This window comes from Clostridium sulfidigenes (assembly GCF_052067195.1).
Lineage (GTDB): Bacteria > Bacillota > Clostridia > Clostridiales > Clostridiaceae > Clostridium_J > Clostridium_J sulfidigenes.
Genome location: NZ_JBQHQR010000003.1, coordinates 62,319 through 87,800 on the forward strand (window position 1 = coordinate 62,319; position 25,482 = coordinate 87,800).

General features: G+C 31.2%; 23 protein-coding genes. 22 read left to right on the forward strand and 1 reads right to left on the reverse strand.

Features of this window, described 5'->3' with window-relative positions; all coding sequences use genetic code 11:
• Positions 1-5 precede the first annotated feature (5 nt).
• From cwlD to ACTNBA_RS04280, 15 genes are all read left to right on the forward strand, one after another.
• Positions 6-767, forward strand: coding sequence for an N-acetylmuramoyl-L-alanine amidase CwlD (gene cwlD / locus ACTNBA_RS04210; protein WP_441072765.1), 762 nt, complete (start codon positions 6-8; stop codon positions 765-767).
• Positions 768-908: 141 nt separating this feature from the next.
• Positions 909-1,880, forward strand: coding sequence for a GntR family transcriptional regulator (locus tag ACTNBA_RS04215; protein ID WP_035133363.1), 972 nt, complete (start codon positions 909-911; stop codon positions 1,878-1,880).
• 17 nt (positions 1,881-1,897) lie between these two features.
• Entirely contained in the window at positions 1,898-2,311 is a 414-nt protein-coding gene (glmS, locus tag ACTNBA_RS04220) for a methylaspartate mutase subunit S (protein WP_035133365.1), read from the forward strand.
• Between the two features lie 72 nt (positions 2,312-2,383).
• Positions 2,384-3,778 (forward strand): methylaspartate mutase accessory protein GlmL, encoded by a 1,395-nt coding sequence (glmL, locus tag ACTNBA_RS04225; RefSeq protein ID WP_035133367.1) that lies wholly within the window; start codon positions 2,384-2,386, stop codon positions 3,776-3,778.
• A 21-nt stretch (positions 3,779-3,799) separates the two neighbouring features.
• Entirely contained in the window at positions 3,800-5,254 is a 1,455-nt protein-coding gene (locus ACTNBA_RS04230; protein ID WP_035133368.1) for a methylaspartate mutase subunit E, read from the forward strand.
• A gap of 71 nt (positions 5,255-5,325) precedes the next feature.
• Positions 5,326-6,570 (forward strand): methylaspartate ammonia-lyase, encoded by a 1,245-nt coding sequence (locus tag ACTNBA_RS04235; protein WP_441072768.1) that lies wholly within the window; start codon positions 5,326-5,328, stop codon positions 6,568-6,570.
• Positions 6,571-6,731: 161 nt separating this feature from the next.
• Positions 6,732-7,574 carry a fumarate hydratase gene (locus tag ACTNBA_RS04240; protein WP_150845893.1) on the forward strand — a complete coding sequence of 281 codons (843 nt, stop codon included), beginning with the start codon at positions 6,732-6,734 and terminating at the stop codon, positions 7,572-7,574.
• Between the two features lie 16 nt (positions 7,575-7,590).
• Entirely contained in the window at positions 7,591-8,148 is a 558-nt protein-coding gene (locus ACTNBA_RS04245; protein WP_441072771.1) for a Fe-S-containing hydro-lyase, read from the forward strand.
• 24 nt (positions 8,149-8,172) lie between these two features.
• Positions 8,173-8,436, forward strand: coding sequence for a citrate lyase acyl carrier protein (citD, locus tag ACTNBA_RS04250; protein WP_035133374.1), 264 nt, complete (start codon positions 8,173-8,175; stop codon positions 8,434-8,436).
• An 11-nt stretch (positions 8,437-8,447) separates the two neighbouring features.
• Positions 8,448-9,317 carry an HpcH/HpaI aldolase/citrate lyase family protein gene (locus ACTNBA_RS04255; protein WP_035133375.1) on the forward strand — a complete coding sequence of 290 codons (870 nt, stop codon included), beginning with the start codon at positions 8,448-8,450 and terminating at the stop codon, positions 9,315-9,317.
• 24 nt (positions 9,318-9,341) lie between these two features.
• Positions 9,342-10,880, forward strand: a complete 1,539-nt coding sequence (citF, locus tag ACTNBA_RS04260) for a citrate lyase subunit alpha (RefSeq protein WP_441072772.1) — start codon at positions 9,342-9,344, stop codon at positions 10,878-10,880.
• Between the two features lie 162 nt (positions 10,881-11,042).
• Positions 11,043-12,797 carry a methyl-accepting chemotaxis protein gene (locus tag ACTNBA_RS04265; RefSeq protein WP_441072773.1) on the forward strand — a complete coding sequence of 585 codons (1,755 nt, stop codon included), beginning with the start codon at positions 11,043-11,045 and terminating at the stop codon, positions 12,795-12,797.
• Positions 12,798-13,186: 389 nt separating this feature from the next.
• Positions 13,187-13,741, forward strand: coding sequence for an RNA polymerase sigma factor (locus ACTNBA_RS04270; RefSeq protein ID WP_441072774.1), 555 nt, complete (start codon positions 13,187-13,189; stop codon positions 13,739-13,741).
• Between the two features lie 17 nt (positions 13,742-13,758).
• Complete coding sequence (locus ACTNBA_RS04275) at positions 13,759-14,784, forward strand: DUF4652 domain-containing protein (protein WP_441072775.1); 1,026 nt, start codon at positions 13,759-13,761, stop codon at positions 14,782-14,784.
• Between the two features lie 158 nt (positions 14,785-14,942).
• Positions 14,943-16,259 (forward strand): tetratricopeptide repeat protein, encoded by a 1,317-nt coding sequence (locus tag ACTNBA_RS04280; protein ID WP_441072776.1) that lies wholly within the window; start codon positions 14,943-14,945, stop codon positions 16,257-16,259.
• 205 nt (positions 16,260-16,464) lie between these two features.
• Here ACTNBA_RS04280 and ACTNBA_RS04285 read toward each other — a convergent pair whose 3' ends face one another.
• Complete coding sequence (locus tag ACTNBA_RS04285; protein ID WP_441072777.1) at positions 16,465-17,475, reverse strand: hypothetical protein; 1,011 nt, start codon at positions 17,473-17,475, stop codon at positions 16,465-16,467.
• A 188-nt stretch (positions 17,476-17,663) separates the two neighbouring features.
• Between ACTNBA_RS04285 and cdaA the strand changes: the two genes are divergently transcribed.
• The 7 genes from cdaA (at position 17,664) to ACTNBA_RS04320 (ending at position 25,375) form a co-directional block, all read left to right on the forward strand.
• A complete protein-coding gene (cdaA, locus tag ACTNBA_RS04290; protein WP_035133386.1) occupies positions 17,664-18,512 on the forward strand; it encodes a diadenylate cyclase CdaA in 849 nt (282 codons plus the stop codon).
• Positions 18,482-19,720 (forward strand): CdaR family protein, encoded by a 1,239-nt coding sequence (locus tag ACTNBA_RS04295; RefSeq protein WP_441072778.1) that lies wholly within the window; start codon positions 18,482-18,484, stop codon positions 19,718-19,720. The genes cdaA and ACTNBA_RS04295 overlap by 31 nt, the downstream gene beginning before the upstream one ends.
• The gene (locus ACTNBA_RS04300; RefSeq protein ID WP_441072779.1) at positions 19,710-21,311 is read left to right on the forward strand and encodes an NAD(P)/FAD-dependent oxidoreductase; all 1,602 of its coding nucleotides are present in this window, start codon (positions 19,710-19,712) and stop codon (positions 21,309-21,311) included. The genes ACTNBA_RS04295 and ACTNBA_RS04300 overlap by 11 nt, the downstream gene beginning before the upstream one ends.
• Before the next feature lie 279 nt (positions 21,312-21,590).
• Positions 21,591-22,682: a butyrate kinase gene (buk, locus tag ACTNBA_RS04305; RefSeq protein WP_346847780.1), complete on the forward strand. Its 1,092-nt coding sequence runs from the start codon at positions 21,591-21,593 to the stop codon at positions 22,680-22,682.
• An 18-nt stretch (positions 22,683-22,700) separates the two neighbouring features.
• Positions 22,701-23,603: a phosphate butyryltransferase gene (ptb, locus tag ACTNBA_RS04310; protein WP_441072780.1), complete on the forward strand. Its 903-nt coding sequence runs from the start codon at positions 22,701-22,703 to the stop codon at positions 23,601-23,603.
• Positions 23,604-23,617: 14 nt separating this feature from the next.
• On the forward strand, positions 23,618-24,688 hold the full coding sequence (buk, locus tag ACTNBA_RS04315; protein ID WP_346867645.1) for a butyrate kinase: 1,071 nt from the start codon (positions 23,618-23,620) through the stop codon (positions 24,686-24,688).
• Positions 24,689-24,697: 9 nt separating this feature from the next.
• Complete coding sequence (locus tag ACTNBA_RS04320; RefSeq protein ID WP_441072781.1) at positions 24,698-25,375, forward strand: nucleotide-binding protein; 678 nt, start codon at positions 24,698-24,700, stop codon at positions 25,373-25,375.
• The last annotated feature ends 107 nt before the right edge of the window (positions 25,376-25,482 follow it).

The window sequence follows — 25,482 nt, forward strand, 5'->3', positions numbered from 1 at the left end:
AATTTATGAATAAGTATAATTACAGAGTAATAAAAAAGGTGGGGGAAACCATTAAGAACACTAAATTAATATCAATACTTACAGTAATTATTTTAGGATTCATATGCATGTCTGTAATTAATGTAAACAAGGTGGTTACAACTTATAAAAATGCTGAATCAGAACAAGAAAAAAATAAAGTAATACTAATTGATCCAGGACACGGAGGAATAGATGGAGGTGCTTCATCTAAAGATGGAACTACAGAAAAGGATATAAACCTAAACATTGGACTTCTATTAGGTGCAAATTTAAAAAGTCAAGGATATAAGGTTGAATTTACAAGAACAGAGGATATAGGACTTTATACTGAAGGAAAATCAGTAAAAGAGAAAAAATATGAGGACTTAAATAAAAGAGTAAGTTTGAAGGAAGAAACAAAGTGTGACATATTTGTTAGTATACATCTAAATACATTTCCAGAATCATATTGTAAGGGTGCTCAAGTATGGTACTCCAATTATGAAGGAAGCGAAAGGTTAGCAAATATCATGCAAGGTACATTAAAAGATAAATTGGACCAGTCCAATAAGAGAAAAGCAAAGGCTGCAGGCACTCAATATAAAGTACTGAGAGGAAATGATACTATGGCAGGAGTTATTGTAGAGTGCGGATTTCTAAGTAATCCTGAAGAATATCAAAAGTTAAAGGATGAAGAATATCAAAAGAAAATTGCAGATGCGTTAGCTGAATCTATAAGCATTTACTTGAAAGAAGGAGCAAATTAAAGATAAGAGCCTACTTTTTCTATAAAAGGTGGGCTCTTTATAGAATATACAAAAATGTGAAATTGCAAATGATTAGTCCATATGATATTATGATTAAGGATTGGATTAAGCCATTGGTCCAAAGGGTCAGGAGATGAGATTTTGAACATTACAATTGATAAAAAAAATGGGATACCTCTCTATATCCAAGTAAAAAAACAAATAATGCATCTTATAAAAGATGGAACTTTGAGAGTTGGAAGTAAAATGCCGACAGAAAGAGAATTGTCTCAAGAGTTAGTTGTTAGTAGAAATACCATTAGCGCTGCCTATAATGAACTAGAAGCTAAGGGAGTATTAAAATCTATTCGAGGAAAAGGAACTTTTGTAGCAGAAGAAGTAGTATCATGGCAAAGTTATGATAGCAGAAGGAAGATAAATAAATTTGTGGATTTAGCTCTAGAAGAAGCTTTAGAATGTGGTATAGATCCAGATGATTTTTTAGATATAGTAACAAATAGGGTTAGTGAGAAAAAGGATGTTATGAATAAAGTTACTTCAGCATTTGTAGAATGTAATATTGAGCAAGCGAGAATGTTTAGTAAAGAAATAACATCAATAACAAGTATGAATACGATACCATTTACTTTAACGGACTTAGAAAAAATGAGTGATGACACAAAGGACAAGCTTTCGACTTGTGAAGTAATTATATCACCTTTCAATCATGTAAATGATGTAGATGGATTTTTAAAAGGCTTTAACAAGGAAATACTAGGAGTAGCAGTAAGCCCTAATCTAGAATCCATTGTAAGAATCGCTAGACATCCTTCAGGAACAAAATTTACTTTTATTTGTTTATCTGAAGAGTTTATATTTAAAATTAAGTCAGCACTTGATAATGCGGGTCTTTCAGATTTATCAGTTGAGTATTTTAGTATAACTGAAGAAGCTAAATTAAAACGCATAATTGATAAATCGGAGGTACTAATAGTAACTCCAGGTAGATATAAGGATGTTTGTAAGCTTAACCATGAAAATAAAGAGCTTATAGAATTTTCTTACAACTTAGACTCTACATCAGTGAAGGCGCTTAAGTCAAAAATTGTAGAATTAAAGTATCAAAAAAATTAATTCAGGAGGAATTAAAAATGGAAAAGAAGACATTAGTTCTTGGTGTTATTGGAGCAGATTGTCATGCTGTAGGTAACAAAATCATGGATTATGCATTAACAGAAGCAGGGTTTGAAGTTATCAATATTGGTGTACTATCACCACAAGAAGACTTTATAAATGCTGCAGTGGAAACAAATGCTGATGCAATAATTGTTTCTTCTCTTTATGGACATGGAGAGATTGACTGTAGAGGCTTAAGAGAAAAGTGTGATGAATCAGGATTAAAAGATATCCTTATCTATGTTGGTGGTAACATAGTTGTAGGTAAACAAGATTGGGATGAGGTTTATTCAAGATTTAAAGCAATGGGCTTTAATAGAGTTTACCCACCAGGAACAAGTATAGACACTACTATACATGACTTGAAAGAGGATTTAGGAATAGAATAGACATAAGCACATAAACTAACTAATTAAAGTAGATTTTACTTGGAGTTTTAATAGAGAGCTGGAGTGATTTAAATGAATGCATATTTACTTTTAGACTTTGGTAGTACTTATACCAAATTGACTGCAGTAGATATAGATAATGAAGAAATATTAGCTACAGCCAAGGACATAACAACTATCGAAGATGATATAATGATAGGATTTAATAAAGCTTATGATAAGCTAATGAATAAGCTAGAAGGTAAAGAAGTAAATTTTGTTGAAAAGCTTGCTTGTTCATCTGCAGCTGGAGGCTTAAAGATGGTTGCAATTGGGCTTGTGCCAGATCTTACAGCAGAAGCTGCTAAGAGAGCTGCTTTAGGAGCAGGAGCTCGAGTTATAAAAGTATATAGTTATGAATTAACTAAGGATGAAGTATTAGAGATAAAAAATTCTGATGTAGATATAATTCTTTTAGCCGGTGGTACTAATGGAGGAAATAAACAATGTATTCTACATAACGCAAAGATGCTAGTAGATTTAGATGTTAATCTTCCTATAGTTGTTGCTGGAAACAAAAGTGCTAATGATGAAATAAAAGAATTATTTCAAAAAGCTGGATTCTATTTCAGCATAACAGAAAATGTTATGCCTCAATTAAATGCTTTAAATGTGGAACCAGCAAGAGAAGAAATAAGAAAAGTATTTATGGATAGGATAACTGATGCAAAAGGACTATCCAACGCAGAAAATTATATAAATGGTATACTAATGCCTACACCAGCAGCTGTACTTAAAGCAGCTAGAGTGTTGGGAGAAGGCACCGATGAAGAAGAAGGTATTGGAGACTTAATCATTGTTGATATAGGTGGAGCTACTACTGATGTACACTCTATAGGATATGGAGAGCCAACAAAGGGTGGAGTAAATATGAAGGGGTTAGAGGAACCTTTTGCAAAAAGAACTGTAGAAGGTGACTTAGGTATGAGATATTCAGCTGTGTCTCTTTGGGAAGCAGCAGGTAGTAGAAAGCTTAGAGCATACTTAAATGATAAAGATAGAAAAATACAAATTGAAGAAAGATGTAAATATAGGAATAGCAATATTAAAATGGTACCTGAAACAGATGAAGATATAAAATTTGATGAAGCTATGGCAAAGGCAGCTACAGAACTTTCTATGGAAAGACACTGTGGCACTGTTGAATGCATATACACTCCAATGGGAGCTGTATATAATCAATTAGGAAAAGATCTTATGGATGTAAAATATATGATTGGCACAGGTGGCGTTTTAGTTCATAGCGAACATCCAGGTGAAATATTGAAAGCAGGAACCTTTGATAAAGAAAATGCTACTTCTTTAAGACCTAGAAATCCAAAAACTTTAATAGACAAAACTTATATATTATCATCAATGGGTCTGTTAGCTCAGGATTATCCTGACAAAGCAATAAGAATAATGAAAAAATATTTAGTGGAAGTGTAAATTACTAGGAGGTAAATTAAAGTGGAACTAAAAAACAAAAAGTGGACCGAGGAAGAGTTTTTTAAGACAAGAGAAGAGGTTTTAGCACAATGGCCAACAGGTAAAGAAGTAGATTTACAGGAGGCTATAGACTACAACAAAAAAATTCCAGCACACAAGAACTTTGCTAAAAAATTAATGGAAGCAAAGGAAGCGGGCATAACATTAGCTCAACCTAGGGCCGGTGTAGCTTTATTAGATAGCCACATAGAATTACTAAACTACTTAGACAAAGAAGGTGGAGCAGATCTTCTACCATCAACAATAGATAGTTACACAAGACAAAATAGATATGAAGAATGTGAAGTTGGGATACAAGAAAGTATAAAAGCTAGAAGATCACTTTTAAATGGATTTCCAGGGGTTAACCACGGGGTTAAAGGATGTAGACAAGTATTTGAATCTGTTAACTTACCATTAGAATCAAGACATGGTACTCCAGATGGTAGATTACTTGCAGAAATTACTCATGCATCAGGTTGGACATCAAATGAAGGTGGCGGTATATCATATAATATACCATATGCTAAAAGTGTTACTCTAGAAAAAACTATTCTTGATTGGCAATATTGTGATAGATTAGTAGGTTTCTATGAAGAGCAAGGTATATCTATTAATAGAGAGCCATTTGGTCCATTAACAGGAACTTTAGTACCACCAAGTACATCTAATGCAGTTGCAATAGTAGAAGCATTACTTGCAGCAGAACAAGGTGTTAAGAATATTACAGTTGGATATGGTCAGTGTGGTAACTTAATACAAGACGTAGCAGCAATTAGAGCTCTTGAAGAGCAGTGTAGCGATTACTTAAGAGCGTATGGTTATGGTGATGTTTACCTAACAACAGTATTCCATCAATGGATGGGAGGCTTCCCAGCTGATGAAGCTAAGGCTTTTGGTGTTATATCTACTGGAGCAGCAGCTGCTGCATTAGCAGGGGCTACAAAAGTTATAGTTAAAACCCCACATGAAGCTATAGGTATACCAACAAAAGAAGCAAATGCTCAAGGTATAAGAGCAACTAAAATGACTTTAAATTTATTAAAAGGTCAACAAATGCACTTATCTGATGAACTTAGAACTGAAATTGCTATAATTAAAGCTGAAACAAGATGCATGGTAGATAAGTTATATGAAGTAGGAAACGGTGACTTAGCGAAAGGTGCTGTTAAAGGCTTTGATATGGGAGTTATAGATATTCCATTTGCACCAAGTAAATATAACGCTGGTAAAATGATGCCTGCAAGAGATAATAATGGAGCAGTAAGATATCTTAAATTTGGAAATGTTCCATTTACAGCAGAGCTTAAAGCTTTCAATATGAAAAAGCTAGACGAAAGAGGAAAATACGAAAATCGTCCAGTTGGATTCCAAATGACAATAGATGATATATTTGCTGTAGGAAAAGGAAAGCTTGTTGGAAGACCAGAAAAATAACATTTATAATTTATAAGCTAACAATAAACTAATATAAAATTCTTAAATTATAGAAAGCAAGGTGTATTTAAATGAAAATTGTTGATGTAGTATGTTCTGCAGGAAGAACTGGATTTTATTTTGATGACCAAAGAGCAATAAAAGCTGGAGCTGGTCATGATGGATTTACTTATATTGGAGAGCCAGTAACTGAAGGATTTACATCTATAAGACAAGCAGGAGAATCTATATCTGTAATGTTAATACTTGAAGATGGTCAAGTAGCACACGGTGATTGTGCAGCTGTTCAATATTCAGGAGCAGGTGGACGTGATCCATTATTCTTAGCTAAAGATTTCATACCAGTTATAGAAAAGGAAATAGCACCAAAACTTATAGGTAGAGAATTAACTAACTTTAAATGTTTAGCTGAAGAATTTGATAAAATGTTGGTAAATGGAAAAAGACTTCATACAGCTATAAGATATGGAGTAACTCAAGCTATCCTTGATGGTGTAGCAAAAGCTAAAAAAGTTACTATGGCTGAAGTTGTAAGAGATGAATATAATACTGGAGTAGAAATTAATAGAATTCCTATATTTACTCAATCAGGAGATGACAGATACAACAACGCTGATAAGATGATTATCAAGGGAGCAGATGTTTTACCTCATGCTTTAATAAACAATGTAGAAGAGAAATTAGGCTTAAAGGGCGAAAAGCTTCTGGAATATGTTAAATGGTTAAGTGATAGAGTTTTAAAATTAAGAACTAGTGAAGACTATAACCCAATATTCCATATAGATGTTTATGGAACTATAGGAGTTGCATTTGATTGTGATACAAAAGTAATGGCAGACTACATAGCAACATTGGAAGAGGCTGCTAAACCATTTAAATTAAGAATAGAAGGACCAATGGATGTAGAGCATAGAGAAAGACAAATGGAAGCATTAAAAGAGTTAACAGATGAACTTGATAATAGAAATATCAATGTAGAATTAGTTGCAGATGAATGGTGTAATACTTATGAAGACGTAGCATTCTTTGCAGATAACAACTCAGGACATATGCTTCAAATAAAAACTCCAGATCTTGGAGGAGTAAATAATACAATAGAAGCTATATTGTATTGTAAGAAGAAAAAGGTTGGAGCTTACTGTGGAGGAACATGTAACGAAACAAATAGATCAGCAGAAGTTTGCACTAACATTGCTATGGCTTGTGGAGCAGACCAATGCTTAGCTAAGCCAGGTATGGGTGTTGATGAAGGTTACATGATAGTGAACAATGAAATGAATAGGGTTGTTGCCTTAGTAAATAGAAGAAATAAATAATACATTAGGTATATAGTAAAAAGGCGGTTTAATTAAAACTGCCTTTTTACTTATAATAATTATAAAAATGAGATATATTATTCATGGGATTTAAATTAAACTGTATTAGTGAATTAATATTGAAATAATATATTTAATCAATGAGTTTAGGAGGATTATATATGAGAGAAATTAAAGTTTCACAGATAACAGAAGCTATAAGAAAATTATGTATAGATGCAAATTACTATCTAGGTAGTGATATTAAAAACAGACTTATAAAATCTCATGAGGAAGAAGATTGGGATATTGCAAAGGGAATATTAAACAAAATATTAATCAATGCTGATATAGCTAAAAATGAAGATATGCCTATGTGTCAAGATACTGGTGTGGCATGTGTATTTATAGAAATAGGTCAAGAGGTTCAGGTAGTTGGAGGAGCACTAGAAGATGCAATAAATGAAGGTGTTAGACAAGGATATAAGGATGGCTACCTAAGGAAATCTGTAGTTAAGGATCCTTTAGATAGAGTAAATACAAAGGATAATACTCCAGCTATGATCTACTATAATATAGTTCCAGGAGATAAGCTAAAAATCACTGTGGCACCTAAAGGCTTTGGTTCTGAAAATATGAGTCAAATAAAAATGTTAAAACCTTCTGATGGGCTTCAAGGTGTTAAAGATTTTATAATAAAAGTAGTTAAGGAAGCAGGTCCCAATCCATGTCCACCAATTATTGTTGGAGTAGGAATTGGAGGAACCTTTGATAAGGCTGCAACAATTGCTAAAAAAGCACTTATTAGATCCATAGATGTAAGAAATGAAAATCCATTCTACGCAGAGTTAGAAGAGGAACTAGTAACTATGATAAATGAACTAGGTATAGGGCCTCAAGGATTTGGCGGGAAAACAACAGCATTAGCTGTAAATATAGAAACATATCCAACTCATATTGCAGGCCTTCCAGTAGCTGTAAATATTAATTGTCATGCTACAAGACATGCAGAAATAGAGCTATAATTAGGGGGTAAGGTTTATGGAAAAGAGAATAACTACACCACTAACAGAAGAAAAGGTAAAAGATTTAAAAGCTGGAGACAGTGTTTTATTAAGTGGAGTTATATACACAGGTAGGGATGCAGCTCATAAGAGGCTTGCAGAACTTTTAGAAAAAGGAGAAGAACTTCCTATAGATGTAAAGGATGCTATTATATATTATGTAGGGCCAACTCCAGCAAAGGAAGGAATGGCCATAGGTTCAGCAGGACCAACTACTAGTTATAGAATGGATGCATATACACCAGCACTTTTAGACCATGGTTTAAGAGGAATGATTGGTAAAGGATTAAGAAATGCTGAAGTAATAGAATCTATGAAAAAGAATAAAGCTGTATACTTTGGAGCTATAGGTGGAGCTGCAGCCCTTATTGGTAAATGCGTAAAAAAAGCAGAAATAGTGACTTATGAAGATTTAGGAGCTGAAGCTATAAGAAGACTTGAAGTAGAGAATTTACCTATAGTTGTAGTAATAGATTCAGAAGGAAATAATTTATATGAAGTAGGTAGAGAAGCTTACTTAAGTAGTAAAAAATAAGTTTTATAGGTAGAGGTGATTTAGATGGAAATTAATAAAATTTCAAAGGCTGGAACCCTAGAATCCAATGATATATACGTTATAATCATGCCTAATGAAGAGGGCGGAATAGCTATAGAACTTGAGAGTATGGTTATGAAACAATTTGGAGCTGAAATAGAAAGAGCTATTAGAGAAACTTTAGATACTTTACAAGTAAAAAATGTCATTGTTAAAGCTCAAGATAAAGGGGCTCTTGATTATACAATAAGAGCTAGAATTGAAACTGCAGTAAAAAGAGCGCAGTAGGGGGTATAAATATGAAATTAAGAAGAACTATGCTTTTTATGCCTGGAAATAATCCAGGAATGTTACAAGATGCTGCAATCTTAGGTTCAGATTCTATAATTCTTGATTTGGAGGATGCAGTAAGTCTTACAGAAAAAGATAGTGCTAGAATTCTTGTTAGAGAAGCAATTAAAAATGTTGATTATAGTGGAGTAGAGGTGGTAGTTAGAATAAATCCACTTACTACAGAATTTTCAAGTGAAGATATAGAAGTTATCGGAAGAGTTAAGCCAGATGCATTAATGGTTCCAAAGGCAACGGAAGATGAACTTATAGAGATTAGCAGTAGACTTGAAAAAATAGAAAAAGAAGAAGGCTTTGGAGACAAATCTATAAAGTTAATACCAATAGTGGAAAGTGCTTATGGTGTTGAAAATGTATATAGCATTATAAAATCATCAGACAGAATAGTAGCAGTTCTTTTAGGTGGAGAAGATTTAACTTCTGATATGGGAATTAAGAGAACTAAAGAAGGTAGTGAGATATTTTATGCTAGAAACAGGGTAGCTGTGGCTTGTAAGGCTATGAGAGTAGGGGCTATTGATACTCCATTTACAGATACTAATGACTTTGAAGGATTAGAAAAGGATACTCTACTTGCAAAATCCCTTGGAATGACTGGCAAAGCATCAATTAATCCAAGACAAATTGATACAATACACCAAGTATATGCTCCAACTAAAGCGGAGATAATCCATGCTCAAAGGGTATTAGATGCTATGGAAGAAGCTGAAAGAGAAGGTAAGGGAGTATTTTCTCTGGATGGTAAAATGGTAGATGCACCAGTTATAAATAGAGCAAAAACCACTGTGGAATTAAGTAAAAAACTAGGCCTTATTTAATGAGGGGATTGAGGTGATAATAATATGAAGAATGTATTAGGAAGAGAAATTCCGGAGTATATAGATGGATACGGAAATGTAAAGATTTTTGAAGGTGCTTTTAAAAATATGAATCCTTTAAAAAAGGTGTCAGCAAAGATTAAACCTGTAGTTCCTGGAGATGCAAAGTTAGTAAATTCTTTAGAAGAAGTTTTAGATAAAGTGGAAATTAGGGATGGAATGTGTATATCTTTTCACCATCACTTAAGAAATGGGGATTATATTCTTAACATGGTTGTAGAATCCATGGCTAAAAGAGGAATAAAGAATTTAACTGTGGCAGCAAGTTCTATATTTCCAACTCATAAGCCGCTAGTTGCTTATATTGAAGATGGTACTGTATCTAAAATATATGCAAATTATATATCAGGACCTGTAGCAGATGCTATATCACATGGAAAATTAAAATATCCAGCTATAATGCATACCCATGGTGGAAGATCAAGAGCTATTGAAAGTGGAGATTTACATATCGATATAGCCTTTTTAGCAGCACCTTCTAGTGATATGTATGGTAATATAAATGGACTTACTGGCAAATCTGCTTGTGGCGCTTTAGGATATGCAGTTTCTGATGCAGAATATGCAGACACTGTAATAGCTATTACAGATAACTTAGTGCCATATCCAAACTTCCCAATGGAAATAAACCAAGTTTATGTAGATTATGTAGTGAAGGTAGATTCTATAGGAAATCCAGCAGGAATAGTATCAGGAACTACACAAATTACAAAGGATCCTATAGGCCTTAAAATTGCAAAGAATGCTTTAGATACTATGATAGCTTCAGGACTAGTTAAAGAAGGTATGTCATTTCAAACAGGAGCTGGAGGAATATCTCTAGCTGTAGCTGCAGAGCTTAGAGAATATATGAAGAAGAATGAAATCAAAGGTAGCTTTGCATCTGGTGGAATAACTGGTTATATTGTAGATATGTTTGAAGAAGGATTATTCCAAAGTTTACTAGATGTACAATGTTTTGATTTAAAGGCAGTAGAGTCTTGTGCTAAAAATGAAAAACATATAAATATGTCAGCTTCTATGTATGGAAATGCTCATAACAAGGGAGCTGTAGTAAATAACTTAGATATAGTAATACTTGGAGCAACAGAAATAGATACAAACTTTAATGTAAATGTTACTACTGCTTCAGATGGAACTATAATGGGGGGTTCTGGTGGTCATGCAGACACCGCAGCAGGCTCTAAACTTACTATAATAGTAACAAAACTAACTAAGGCAAGGTTACCAATAATAAAGGATAAGTTAACTACTATAACTACTCCAGGCGAAACTATTGATGTAATAGTAACTGAAAGAGGAATAGCTGTTAACCCTAAGAGGGTTGATTTAATTGAAAAATTAAAAGAAGCAAACCTTAATGTGGTAACTATAGAGGAGTTAAAGGAAATAGCTGAAAAAATAACAGGTACTCCTAAAGCAATAGAATTATCTAAGGATATAGTTGCAGTTGTAGAATATAGGGATGGAACTGTTATAGATGTAGTTAGAAAAACATTATAAATAAAATAACACCTGTCTAAGATATTTTATTCTTAGATAGGCGTTATTTTTTTGTGTTAAATCTTGGTTAGGAAGTTTAAATTTTCTTAATATATGTACAAAATTATTTGGCAATAAGTTAAATTTATATTGTTAAATAAAATAAGAAAGAGTGATGAAATAATGTGGCCTAAAGAAAAATTAAAATTCAATAGAATATTTAAGAAAAAGTTTAACATCAAGACCAGATTAATTTTAGCTTTATCAGTATTAAGCATTAGTACAATAATATTTGGAGTATATTCTATATTTCAAATGATGAAATTACATAATAGCATAGAAGGTATATCAAGTATATATGGTGGTAAAATTCAAAAGTCAGATGAACTTAGTTATCATGTTTTAAATTTTAGAACTAAAGAATATGGATATATAATGGAGACATTTTCAGAAGAAAAAAATAGAATAGAACAAGAAATGAAAGAATCAAAAGGAAATATACAATTAATTTTAGAGGATTATTTTAATTATTGTGATAGCAATAGTGAAAAAAAGGATATTGAAAATATACAAGAAAAACTTAAAGTTTACTTAGAGGTTAATAATGAAGTTATAGAAACAAATAAAAAAAATAAAGAAATGAGAAATGTTTTAACTTTAATTAAGGGAAAATCTAAAAATCAATTTGATGAATTGATAAGCTCTATTGATGAACTTAAACAAAAGAATTTAATTTATTTAGACAGTATAAATAAAGAAGCTAATGAACGTTATAAAAGAGTATTAATTACATTTATAAGCGTAACTTTTGGAATAATTTTATTTACTATTGTAGTGTGTATATATTTAACAATTTCAATTGTATATCCATTAAATAGATTAAAGGGGAAGATAAATGAATTAGTAAATAAAGGTGGTGATTTAACTCAAGATATAATTGTTGAGTCAGGAGATGAAATAGAAGAATTATCACAAGCTATCAATGTGTTTATGAATAATATAAGAAAGATAATAGTGGAAGTTAATAATTCATCAGATAATGTTTTAAGCTCTTCTAGGGATACAGCTAGGTATATAAAAGAGCTTCATATGAATGCAGAAAGAACAACGAATACTGTAGATGAAATTTCCATGGCCATTGAGGAAGCAGCAGTAAACTCTAATGAGGTTAGTGGTTTATCTTTAGGAGTAGAGAGTTTTATAAATGATATAACCCATAAGGCTAAAGAAGGAGAGAAAACTGCAATAGATATTAGAGGGAGGGCTAATGAATTAAAAGACAATGTGGAGGTATCTAACAAGAAGGCACTTCAAATATTAGAAGAAACAAAGAAAAATCTCATAGAAGCTTTGGAAAAATCTAAATCCGTCAGTGAGATAGAAAATTTATCAGGATCAATATTAGATATTGCAAATCAAACAAATTTACTAGCTTTAAATGCATCTATAGAAGCAGCTAGAGCGGGTGAGTACGGTAAAGGCTTTACTGTGGTTGCAAATGAAGTTAGAAATTTAGCGGAACATTCAAGAGTTACCGTAGAAAATATGCAACAGGTAATTAAAAATGTTAAGGAATCTGTAGATACTCTATCTATAAGCTCCAATAAGATTTTAAAATTTATAGATGATATAATAATTAAAGACTATAAAAAAATGTACATCATGGGGGAACAATATAATAGAGATTCTATAATTATAAATGAGTTAACAGAAAGATTTAGTCACATAGCAAAAGAATTAAAGGCTGTTGTATCTACTATAACAAGTTCCATGGTAAATATAAGTGAAACAGTAAATAAAGGATCAACAGGTATAGTTGAAGTTGTAGAAAAGACCAGTTGTTTATACATCAATATTGGAGAGATAGAAAATCAGATGTTGCGAAATGAAGAAAGTGCTAGGGGATTAAAAGTGATTATATCTAAATTTACAATATAAGTTATATAATAAAGTTTTCATTATAAATTATTAATGAAGACTTTTTTTATATTGCAATTAGAATTTATATTACAATACAAAATGGGGAATAAAGATTTTATTTACAGTGCTACTATGATAACATATAAGGAGAAAGTAAATTATTTACTTAGGAGGTTTTTCAATGTCTAAGTTAAAAGATCCTTTTAAGAATGTATGAAAAAGAGAATATAATGGAGGCAAGTATGCCTATAATACCACATTAATAGCAGGAATTATAATAATAAGTATGTTATTTATTATATTAATTTGTCTGTCCTAATATTATAATAAAATTTTTAGTCAATTTATTAATAAAGTAAACTTTATTAAATTAATATCGTATTATTTATATAAAGAGAGGGAAGAAGATGAAGGAATCGCAAGGAAGAGCTCCTATAGAAGATGCCATTCTTGTAAGCAATGTATTAAAGGGAGACGTAGATAGTTTTCAAGTTATAGTTGAGAAATATCAGCTTAATATACTTAGATTTATTTATGGAATGATAAAACAGAAGGAAGCAAGTGAGGATATTACTCAAGAGGTATTTATAACTGTATATAATAAATTAGATATGTATAATAATAAATATAGTTTTATAAATTGGGTTTTGCAGATTGCAAAAAATAAAACCATAGATTATATGAGGAAATATAGAAAGGTTTATGAAAGTGATATTGATGAAGCATATAATATATCATCTTCTGAAATGGGACCGGAAGAATCTTTAGAATATTTAGAAGTAAAAGAAAATGTAAATAAATATATAAAAACTCTAGATCAAGTTGATAAGCAAATATTAAATTTAAGGTATTCTCAGAATTTAACTTTTAGAGATATAGGTGAAATTCTAGATATTACAGAAACTACTGTGAAAAGGAGATACTATAAAGTAAGAGATGGATTCAAAGTCTTTTGCAAGTAAGGTTAGGAGGAGTCACAATGAAATGTAGTCAGTTCAAAGATAAGTTAACAGAATATATTGAAGAAAATTTGTCAGCCGAAGCAGATGAAGAAATGAGGAGTCACCTTTTAACCTGCCAAAGTTGTAAAGAGGATTATGACAAAGAAGTTTTAGAATATAAAACTTTTAAAGAAGCCTTTTCTTATGAAAATATTAACTTTAAAAACTCTACAGAAAAAATAATGGAGAGTATAGATAAAAATAAATATACAAGGGGGAGAAGAGGAATGAAAAGAAAATACAAAGGAGCGTTAGCTATTGCAGCTGCATTTTTATTAGGAGTTATAGTTACTCCTGTAGCTATGAAATTAATGGATGGTAAAGAAATATTTTCAGCAGCTTCATCAGGAAAGGAAGAGAATTCTACTAAGCAAGAAAATATAGTTAAATCTGAAATTGCAGAAGAAAACAACAGTAACGAACCTATAGAAAGCGTTCCAGAGACATCATCAAATGAAGAAAAGACTAGTGATGATATAAAGAAATCAGCAAATGTGAATATTGTTGACTTATATAGTAAATCGGAAGTGACTATGTCTAAGGAGTTAACTTTTAATACACCATTTATAGCTACAGAAGATGGTAAATATGAAGCTAGTATAGAAGGTAAAGGAGAAAAGGCTATAGAAGAGGGAATAGGTATACTTTATGTAAAAGATACGTCTACAAATAAGATGTATGAGTATACTGCAACAGAGAAAGAAAGTCAGCAATCACCACTATCAATAAGTTGGTATGATGACACTCATCTTATGATAGTTCATGGTTTAGGATATGGAACATTAGTTAATGGTGAACGTATTATAATCGTAGATGTAACCACAGGTGAACAAATGCTTATAGCTACGGCTAAGGATAAAGAGCGATTTGTATCTATAACAAGAAAAGATGATAGCTTAATATTAAAATATGTTCTTTATTTAGATGACATGATGAATGATAAAGAAGACAAATCTAAAACTTTTGATAATTATATTCTTGGAGATGTAATAGAAGTAGAATAAGATAGTGTATTGCAACTAAAGGTTGCAATACCTTTTTTCTTATTCATAGTTATTGATAATAAAACTAGTAACATGATAAAATTAGTTGTAAAAAGATATATAGGAATAGATACTATAAAATATAATAAGTTATAAAATAAAATATAAGTGGTGAAGTGATGGTTAATATAAATAAGACTTATAAAAAGGCAATGGATTTTTATTGTGATGGAAGATTAGATAAAGCATTAAATTATTGTGATAGGGTATTAAACAAAGATAGAAGTCATTCTCCTACATTGAATTTAAAGGGACTAATATATTATATTCGTGGACAATTAGAAGAAGCAAAGACTCTTTGGAAGTTAAGCTATAAATTAAATGGAGATATGGTATCTAAAAAGTATTTAGATGATTCTAGACATGATGAAGGGGATATATATATATTTAGTCAAGGTGTACATCTATTTAATGAATTTAAGGTAAAAGATGCTTTAAGGTGTTTTCTAAAGTGTGAAAGTTCCCATTTTAACAGTATAAATCTTTGGAAATACATAGCTAAGTGCCATATGCAATTAGGGCAGCATAATAAAGCTGTTAAATATATAGAAGATATTTTAACTATTGATAAACATAATCCAGAAGCTTTAAGCTTAAAAAAGAAGTTAATAGAATTAAATTTTATACCCAAAGAGACTAGGGTAAAATTTAAGAAGTTTATGGTGGTATTAGGAACAAGTATAGTTGCAGTGTGTATTGTATTATTAATAGGCATTGGAATATTTAAAGGATACAGCAAAACTCATCAATGGTTACAAATCAAACAAGAAAAAAAGAATGAAGCAATTAATAAGGATAAAACAAATTTAGACAATTTCCAAGGAAATAGTGAAAAAATAGAGGGGAATTCTCATAAAGAATCAGAAAGTAATGAAATTAAAAAAGAAATAGAAAAAAATGAGAGTTCTAATATTGAAAATGAAAGTTTTAATGTAAGCACATTAAAATCCTACGTAAAGGCGAAAGACTATGAAAACATTATTAAATACATAGAAAAATATGATATAGAAGGTTTAAGTATAAATGATAGGAACATAGCTCAAAATGCAGTAACTTTAATAAAGGAAAAAGGAGTATTGTCCTTATATGAAAAAGGAGTTAGTTATATTGCAGATAAGAAGTATGATAATTCAATAAAGAACTTCACCTTAGTTTATAAATATAGTGAGGGTATGTATCTAAATGAACATATACTATTTATGATGGCCAGTTCTTATGAAGGTTTAGAAGATATAGAAAATGCAAATAAGTATTATGAGATATATGTAGACAAGTATGAAAAAAATGGTTCATATATAGAACAATGTCTTTACTCTCTAGCAATAAATAATGAGGGAATAGATAAAGAAAAGTCAAAAAAATATGCTGAAATTCTTACTAATAGATTTAGTAAATCAGAATATAACAATAGTAGGATAAAGGCTATATTAAAATAGAACCTATTTATAGTTCTACCATAAATAGAGAGAATGGACTACTTTATAGCTCCATTCTCTCTAATTTTATTTTAAAGTTATTAGACTTCAATTCTAGTAGGATTAACTCTATTAAGGGTATCTATGTGATATGGAGATATAATAATGATGTTACAGAAAAGTAAAAGAATCAAAATGAATTTTTTCATATAATTCATCTCCTTTTTCAGTAATTGCTATTTAGGTTATTATACTCCTTAGTAAAATTTTTATACATTTTTTCTATTTTATCATAGGCTTCATTACTTGAAACATAAAGTGAGTCCATAAAATCTTCCTTTACATCCTTACTATCTCTACGAACTTTTTCAGTTAAAATAGCATATTTAATTTCATATAAGTAATCATTATATGAGGATACAACTTCCGTAAAATCTTTATATAGTGATGAAAAATCATCGGGTATAGACATTTGAGATAAAATGTTTTGTACTGAAGCTAATTTTTTAGAAGTATCATCTATATTAGAAATTAAAAGTTCATAGGTCATATTGCCACTACGACATTTTAAGACATCTTCATAGAAGTTATATTTTAAGCTATCTAGGGATATAACTAACTCTCTTAAAGTATGAATAAATTTAGTAATATCTGCTGATTTTAAATCAGATATTTTCTTTAAATTATTAGAAGATATACAATAGTCTATAGTTGAATCAATTACTGAATACATAGGAACACCTAGATCATAATTATAATCTTTTTTTAGCTTGATTAAGTCATAATAGTTTTCTGTAGCATCTCTGAAGGCTTTTAAATTATTAGCTGCTAGCTGAATATCACTTCCATTAGGATTTTTCAGCATTGCTTCAAGTTGCTCAATAATGAGAATATTTTCATTTAGGCCCTTAGATAAATTTTCATAATTTTCTGGTGAAATTACTTCTTTAGCAGAAGGGTTTGAATTTAAATCTATAGATATATCTATCAAGTCAGCTTTCATTTTGGGTAAAACACTAAGAGCTTTTTCAACATCTATATTATTATCTATTAGGATTTTACAGCTATTATTAACCTTCCATATAGATTTCATAGTGTTAGAAATATATCTTTCTTCTTTGTTAAAAGAAAACTTACTAAAAAAACCATAACTCATAAAAAACAAAATTATACCTATAATAAAAAAGCATAAATATTTCATTACTATGTTGTCTATTATTAATTTTTTTTCACTCACTTACAGCATCCCCCTTTGTATTTGTAAAAAATATATTATAATTCTTTATATTAAAGTTAAAACTAAAATATTCGTGGTTATTAACATTTATTTAATTAAAATATTTTTGTTCTAAAAATTAAAATTTATATTACAAATAGAAGTATTGGTGTATAATTAAAATAGTATTATCGTTAGGTGGTGACTATATGGAAAGCTTTAATGCACTCATAAATATTTTTAAGGGAATGACTATATTTTCTCTAATTGACATTATTGTAGTTTCTTTTATATTTTATAAAGGTTATACATTAATAAAAGAGACAAGAGCAGAACAATTATTAAAAGGAATTGTACTTATATTTTTATTAATACCAGTAAGTGATGTTTTAAACTTAACAACCCTAAATTGGATATTAGAGAATACTTTAACAATTAGTGTTATTTCTATTATAATTATATTTCAGCCTGAAATTAGAAAGGCTTTAGAACATATTGGAAGAACTTCTTTTGTAGATAAAATAATTTATGAAGATGAAGAAGTTATGAAGAGTGTGGTTAATGAAATAGTAGATGCTGTGGAAGTATTGGCTGAAGATAGAGTTGGAGCACTTATAATAATAGAACAAAAGACTGGTCTTGGAGATATTATAAACACGGGAACTAAAATAAACGGTGATGTATCTTCAGCACTTCTTCAAAATATTTTTGTTGTAAATACTCCACTTCACGATGGTGCCACTATCATAAGGAATGATAAGGTTGTAGCATCAGGTTGCTTTTTACCCCTTACAAATGATGATAAGTTAAATAAACAGTTAGGCACAAGGCACAGGGCTGGAATAGGAGTTACAGAGGTAGCAGACTGTATAACTATTATAGTTTCAGAAGAAACGGGGGTAATTTCTTTAGCTATAAATGGAAGATTACTTAGAAATTACGATAAAGATAAGCTGAGAAATGTACTACTTAAAATAATGAAGAGTAGACAAAATAGAAAAGAATCATTTAAAGAGAGGGTAAAGCTATGGATAAGCAAAAAAGACAAGACATCATAATAAGAATTTGTTGTGTAATAGCAGCACTAGTATTGTGGATGTATATTCGTAGTAGCGAAGACCCTGTCACTACTAGTGTAATAAAATATGTACCGGTAAAGATACTAAATGAAGATACTCTTGCAGATAGAGATTTAGTACTAATACCAAATCAAGATTTTTATATAAATTTAACAGTAAAGGCTCCGGCATCCACAATTAAAGATTTAGATAAAAAAGAGTTCACTCTAGTAGCAGACCTTCAAGGGTATGCACTAACCCCGGGAGAAAATAAAGTTCAAGTTAAAGTAAAAGAAGCAATTCCTGGAGTTTCTGTTGTAAACTCTGATGGTCTTCTAATGAAAGTAGATGTGGATACTTTAGCAGATAAATATGTAAATGTAACATCTGGAATTGTAGGTGAAGTAGCTGAAGGATATTATAATGATGATTCTGTAATATCACCTAATTCTGTAAAAATTTCAGGGCCACAAAGATATTTAGATCAAGTGGTAGGAGCGGTAGCTCAAGTAGATATAACTAATACAAGCACTAATATAGATAAAAACTGTAAGGTTACTTTAGTAGATTCAGACGAAAGAGAAGTTACTGGACTATCTATATATCCAGAATATGTGCAGGTGAAAATCCAGGTGAAAAAAGGAAAATATTTGGGGATAAATATACAGACTACTGGAACAGCAGTACCAGGAGTAACTATAGTAAGTACGGAAGCAGCACCAAAGAGTATAGAGGTAGCTGGTGTAAGTGAAATAATAGATAACATAAAAAGCATTAATACAGAACCTATAAATATTAGTAATATAACTGAAAGCACTACGGTAGATGCAAATCTAATAATGCCGGAAGGTGTACACAGTGTAAATAATGAGAAAACTGTAAAAGTTAAAATTACAGTTAAGAAAATTAGTGAAAAGACTTTAAGTATACCAATAAACTATACTAATTTGGGAGAAAAACTTACACTAGAAAACTCAACTCCAACATTAAAGTTAGTTATTACAGGAGAAGAGAGTGAACTAAGTAAAATCAGTGAAGATAAACTTAAGGCTACAGTAGATTTGAAAAGTTTAACAGAAGGCTCCCATGAAGTTAAGATACAATTAGTAGGAGTACCAAATACAGTACAAGTTAAGAGCCAAACACCTGAAAATATAACTATAACCATAAAAGCCAAAACAGAGGAGACAGGTAATAATGACGGTTAAGATAAATAATTTAGTTTTAGGAATAAATGAAGATAGTTTAGCCACCTTAAAATCAAAGGTGGCTAATAAACTTAGAATAAAAGAAAGTGATTTTAAATCCTTTAAAATTACTAAGGAATCTATAGATGCTAGAAAAAAATCAGAAATAAAAATAAATTATGCTGTAGAAATTGAATGTGATAATGAAGCTAAAGTAATAGCTAGAGTAAATAGTAATGATGTTAAATTAGGTGGAGATAATTATAAAGCTGATTTTGAAATTGGAACAAAGAAGCTAGAGAGTAGACCTATAGTAGTAGGAATGGGACCAGCAGGGCTATTTGCGGGACTTCTTTTAGCTGAAAAGGGATATCATCCTCTTATAATTGAGAGAGGTGAAGATGTAGACAGTAGAACTAGAACTATAGATGGCTTTTGGAATAATAGGATACTTAATACAGAAAGTAATGTTCAATTTGGAGAAGGTGGAGCTGGTACTTTTTCAGATGGAAAGCTAACAACTAGAATTAAAGATCATAGATGTGGATATGTTCTAGAAAAACTTGTTTTAGCAGGTGCACCAGAAGAAATTACATATATGGGGAAGCCTCATATCGGAACGGATATATTAAAAAATGTAGTGAAAAATATAAGAGAAAAAATTAAGGAATATGGTGGAGAAGTAAGATTTTCATCTAAACTTGAAGATATATCAATAAGAAATGGTAAAATTTCTGAGATAGTAGTAGAAGGTGAACATATACCTTGTGATAATCTTATACTTGCTACAGGTCATAGTGCTAGAGATACTTATGAAATGCTATTTTCAAAAGGTGTTTCTATATCACCAAAACCCTTTGCCGTTGGTTTTAGAGTTGAACATTTACAGTATATGATAGATGAAAATCAATATGGTAAATATGCAACTCATCCAAAACTAAGGGCTGCAGATTATAAACTAACCTATACGAGTAATAAACTATCTAGATCTGTATACAGTTTTTGTATGTGTCCAGGTGGTCAGGTAGTGGCTTCAGCATCAGAAGAAAATACTGTAGTAGTAAATGGTATGAGCAATTATAAGCGAGATGGGATAAATGCTAATTCTGCTTTAGTAGTATCAGTAGACCCTAGTGATTTTGAAGGAAATACCCCATTAGGGGGAATTGCTTTTCAAAGACGTTATGAAGCTTTAGCTTATGAAGTTGGAGGAAGAAATTATAACGCCCCTGTTCAGCTTGTAAAAGATTTTTTAAATGACAAAGTATCAAAGAATTTTGGAAGGGTGAAACCAACATATACTCCAGGAACTGAATTTGTAGATTTAAAAAGCTGTGCACCAAATTTTGTTGTAGATGCTATAAAAGAAGCATTACCTGTATTTGATAGGAAAATACAAGGATATGCAGGAGAAGATGCAATATTAACAGGTATGGAAACAAGGACTTCTGCCCCTGTAAAAATAAATAGAAATGAAAATTATGAAAGTGTTAATGTTAGAGGATTGTATCCAACGGGTGAAGGTGCTGGATATGCAGGAGGAATTGTATCAGCAGCAGTAGATGGACTTAGAGTGGCAGAACAGATTATCACAGAATATTCACCAAAATAAAACAAAGAGAAACTTGATATTTATATTATCCATTGATAATATAATATTTAAGAAGATTATTTTATCCATTCTTCTTTTCTTTTACGGGGATATGAGTTTGCAGCAAGAAGTGAAGATAGGATTTAGGATAAACAGATTTCTTAGAGCTTTTGCTCATTAGAGATTGTTATCCTTTAGGATAAATTTTGCTAAGATTTAGAAATATATAAATTTTATATACTTCTAAATCTAATGCAAAAAAATTAAAGCTAATATAAATATTTATGTGGAGGTATAGTGATGAGGGAAGATAAGCAAGTATTAGTGATTAATCCAGGATCGACATCTACGAAAATAGCTGTATTTTTGGGGGAGGAATGTATAGCCTCAGCTAGTTTATCTCACAGTGCAGAGGAAGTGAAAAAGTATTCTCATATATGTCAACAAAAGGACATGAGAACGGAAGTCATATATAATTGGCTTAATGAAAACGATTATTCACTTGAAAAGTTTCATGCTGTAGTAGGTAGAGGTGGACTTTTAAGACCTATGCCAGGAGGAACTTATAAGATAACTTACAAGATGTTAGACGACCTTATTGTTGGGTTTCAAGGACAGCATGCTTCAAATTTAGGTGGAGTTATTGCCTTTGAAATTGCAGAGAAGGCAGGAATACCATCTTATATAGTAGATCCTGTTGCTGTTGATGAAGTTGACGAAGTAACAAGAATATCAGGCATGGAAGATATATCTAGGCGTTCTCTTGTGCATGCTTTAAACATTAAAGCTGTAGTAAGAAAAGTATGTGCTGATAAAAACTTAGATTTTGAGAAAAGTAATTTCGTAGTAGCACATATAGGTGGAGGAATAACTGTATCACCAGTAAGAGGTGGCAGAATAATTGATTGCAACAATGCAAATGAAGATGGACCTTTCTCACCAGAAAGAACAGGAGGTCTTCCAGTAGGAGATTTAGTGAAGCTTGCCTTTAGCAATAAGTATACAATGCAAGAATTAAAAAACAAAATTACAAGAGAAGGTGGATTAGTAGCTTATCTTGGAACTAATGACGGAAGAGAAGTTGATAGACGTATCGATGAAGGCGATAAAAAAGCAGAATTAATATTAAGAGCTATGGCATATCAACTTAGTAAAGAAATAGGTGGAATGGCTACTGCACTATGTGGTAACATTGATGCTATAATTTTAACTGGTGGAATAGCTTATAATAAAAGAGTTACTAACTGGATTACTGAAGATGTAAAATTTATTGCACCTGTAGAAATTGTACCAGGTGAAAATGAAATGTTAGCCCTTGCAGAAGGAGCATTAAGGGTATTAAATGGTGAAGAAACACCAAAGATATATGACGATGAAGTTAAATTTGATTAACATTTGGGGGGAATCATAATGATTAAAACATTTGATGAGGTAATTTCTAAGGTTAAATCTCAATCAATGAAGAAAGTAGCAGTAGCAGTAGCACAAGATGAACCAGTGCTTGAAGCTATAAGAGATGCTAAAAAAAATGGCATTGCAGATGCTATCTTAGTTGGAGATAAGGAAGAAATAGTAAAAATTGCAGAAACAATAGGAATGAACATAGATGAGTATGAAATTATAGATGAGAAAGATGTAAACAAGGCATCTATAGAAACTGTTAAACTTGTATCTTCAGGTAGAGCAGATATGATGATGAAGGGCTTAGTTGATACAGCTACCTTCTTAAGAGCAGTACTTAATAAAGAAGTAGGACTTAGAACAGGAAAACAGATGTCACACATTGCAATATTCGAAGTTCCTGGCTATAATAGATTATTATTCGTAACAGATGCAGCTTTTAATATGTATCCAGAACTTAAAGAAAAGATAGATATTATAAAAAATGCAGTTCAAGTAGCTCATGCTCTTGAAAATAACATGCCAAAGGTAGCGCCAATTTGTGCAGTTGAGGTTGTAAACCCTAGTATGCCAGCTACACTTGATGCTGCAAACCTTTCCAAAATGAATGAGAGAGGTCAAATTAAGGGTTGTATAATTGATGGACCATTAGCTCTTGACAATGCACTTTCAAAAGAAGCTGCAGCACATAAAAAAATATCAGGTCCAGTAGCGGGAGAGGCTGATATATTATTAATGGCAAATATAGAAGCAGGAAATGCTGTTTATAAATGCTTAACATATACTACAGAATCTAAGAATGGTGGATTATTAATGGGAGCAGCAGCACCAGTTATAGTAACATCAAGAGCAGATTCACCAGAGACAAAAATGAATTCTATTGCCCTTGCATCATTAGTAGCAGGAAGATAATAAGGAGGAAGAAAATGGGACATAAACAATTGATAATAAATCCAGGTTCAACATCAACAAAGATAGGTGTATATGATGATGAAAATCCTATATTAGTTGAAACTTTAAGACATTCAGCAGAAGAAATAGGTAAATACAAAGAAATATATGACCAATTAGAATTTAGAAAAGAAGTAATATTACAAGTACTAAAAGAAAAAGGCTTCGATATAAAAGAATTATCAGGAGTAGTAGGTAGAGGTGGACTCTTAAAACCTATCGAAGGTGGAACTTATAGTGTAAATGATGCTATGATTAAGGATTTAAAACAAGGAGTTTTAGGACAACATGCCTCTAATCTAGGTGGGATAATAGCTCATGAAATAGCTACAGAAATAAATGTACCGTCTTTTATAGTAGATCCAGTTGTAGTTGATGAGTTAGAAGATGTGGCTAGAATATCTGGTATGCCAGAAATAGATAGAAAGAGTATATTCCATGCCTTAAATCAAAAGGCTGTAGCAAAGAGATATGCTAAAGAAACAAATACTTCTTACGAGGAGCTAAACCTTATAGTAGCTCATATGGGTGGAGGAATATCAGTAGGAGCTCATAAACAAGGAAGAGTTGTAGATGTAAACAATGCACTAGATGGAGAAGGCCCATTCTCACCTGAAAGAAGTGGAGGACTTCCAGTAGGAGATTTAGTTAAACTTTGCTTTAGTGGAAAATACACCATGGATGAAATAAAGAAAAAGATAAACGGTAAAGGTGGAATAGTAGGTTATCTACAAACTAATGATGCTAAACTTGTTGGAGACAGAGTAGCAGAAGGAGATAAGGAAGCTAAATTAATATTTGATGCTATGGCATATCAAGTAGCTAAAGAGATAGGAAGATGTGCTACAGTATTACAAGGAAAAGTTGATGCAATATTACTAACTGGTGGAATTGCATACGGAAAATATATAGTAGAATACATTAAAGAAAGAGTAGAATTTATATCACAAGTAGTTGTTTATCCAGGTGAAGATGAATTACTTGCCTTAGCAGAAGGTGGACTAAGAGTATTAACAGGTCAAGAAGCTGCTAAGGAATATAAATAGGGTGAAGATATGAGTAGAATAAGGGTTTTTACAGGTCACTTTGGAAGTGGAAAGACAGAAATAGCAATAAATTATGCAATTAAGTTAGCTAAAGAAGGGAAAAAAGTAGCCCTTGTAGATTTAGATATAGTAAATCCATATTTTTGTATTAGAGATCTTACACAGGAACTTAAGGAAAAATATAATATAAAGGTTATTTCTTCAAATCCTGAGTATGTTAATGCTGAACTTATGGTAGTACCAGCAGAAGTTAGAAGTGTATTTAACGATAAAAGTTATGAGGTAATTTTTGATATTGGAGGAGATGATTCAGGAGCAATAGCACTTGGTCAATATAACAAACATTTTAGAGAAGAACCTTATGATATGTACTTTGTGATAAATGGTAATAGACCATTTACATCTAATGACAAAGATACTATAGAGTTTCTTAGAGATATAGAAAGAGCTTCAAGATTAAAAGTGACTCATCTAGTATCTAATACAAACTTATCATATGAAACTACAAAGGAACATATAATTAAAGGGGATATGGAAATAGCAGAGATTTCTAAAGAGTTAGATATTCCTCATGCATATACTGTGTGTTCTGAAGAACTTGTAGATGAAGTGGAAGGTAAGATTTCAGGAAAGATATTCCCAATTCACATATATATGTTGCCACCATGGAGAAAAGATTCAATTTAGCACTAATTATCAAGTGCTAAGTTGACATCTTGTACTAAAAAGTGATAAATTATATATATGTAAACGTATTTATATATTATCCTTAGGTATATGGGACAATAAAATGT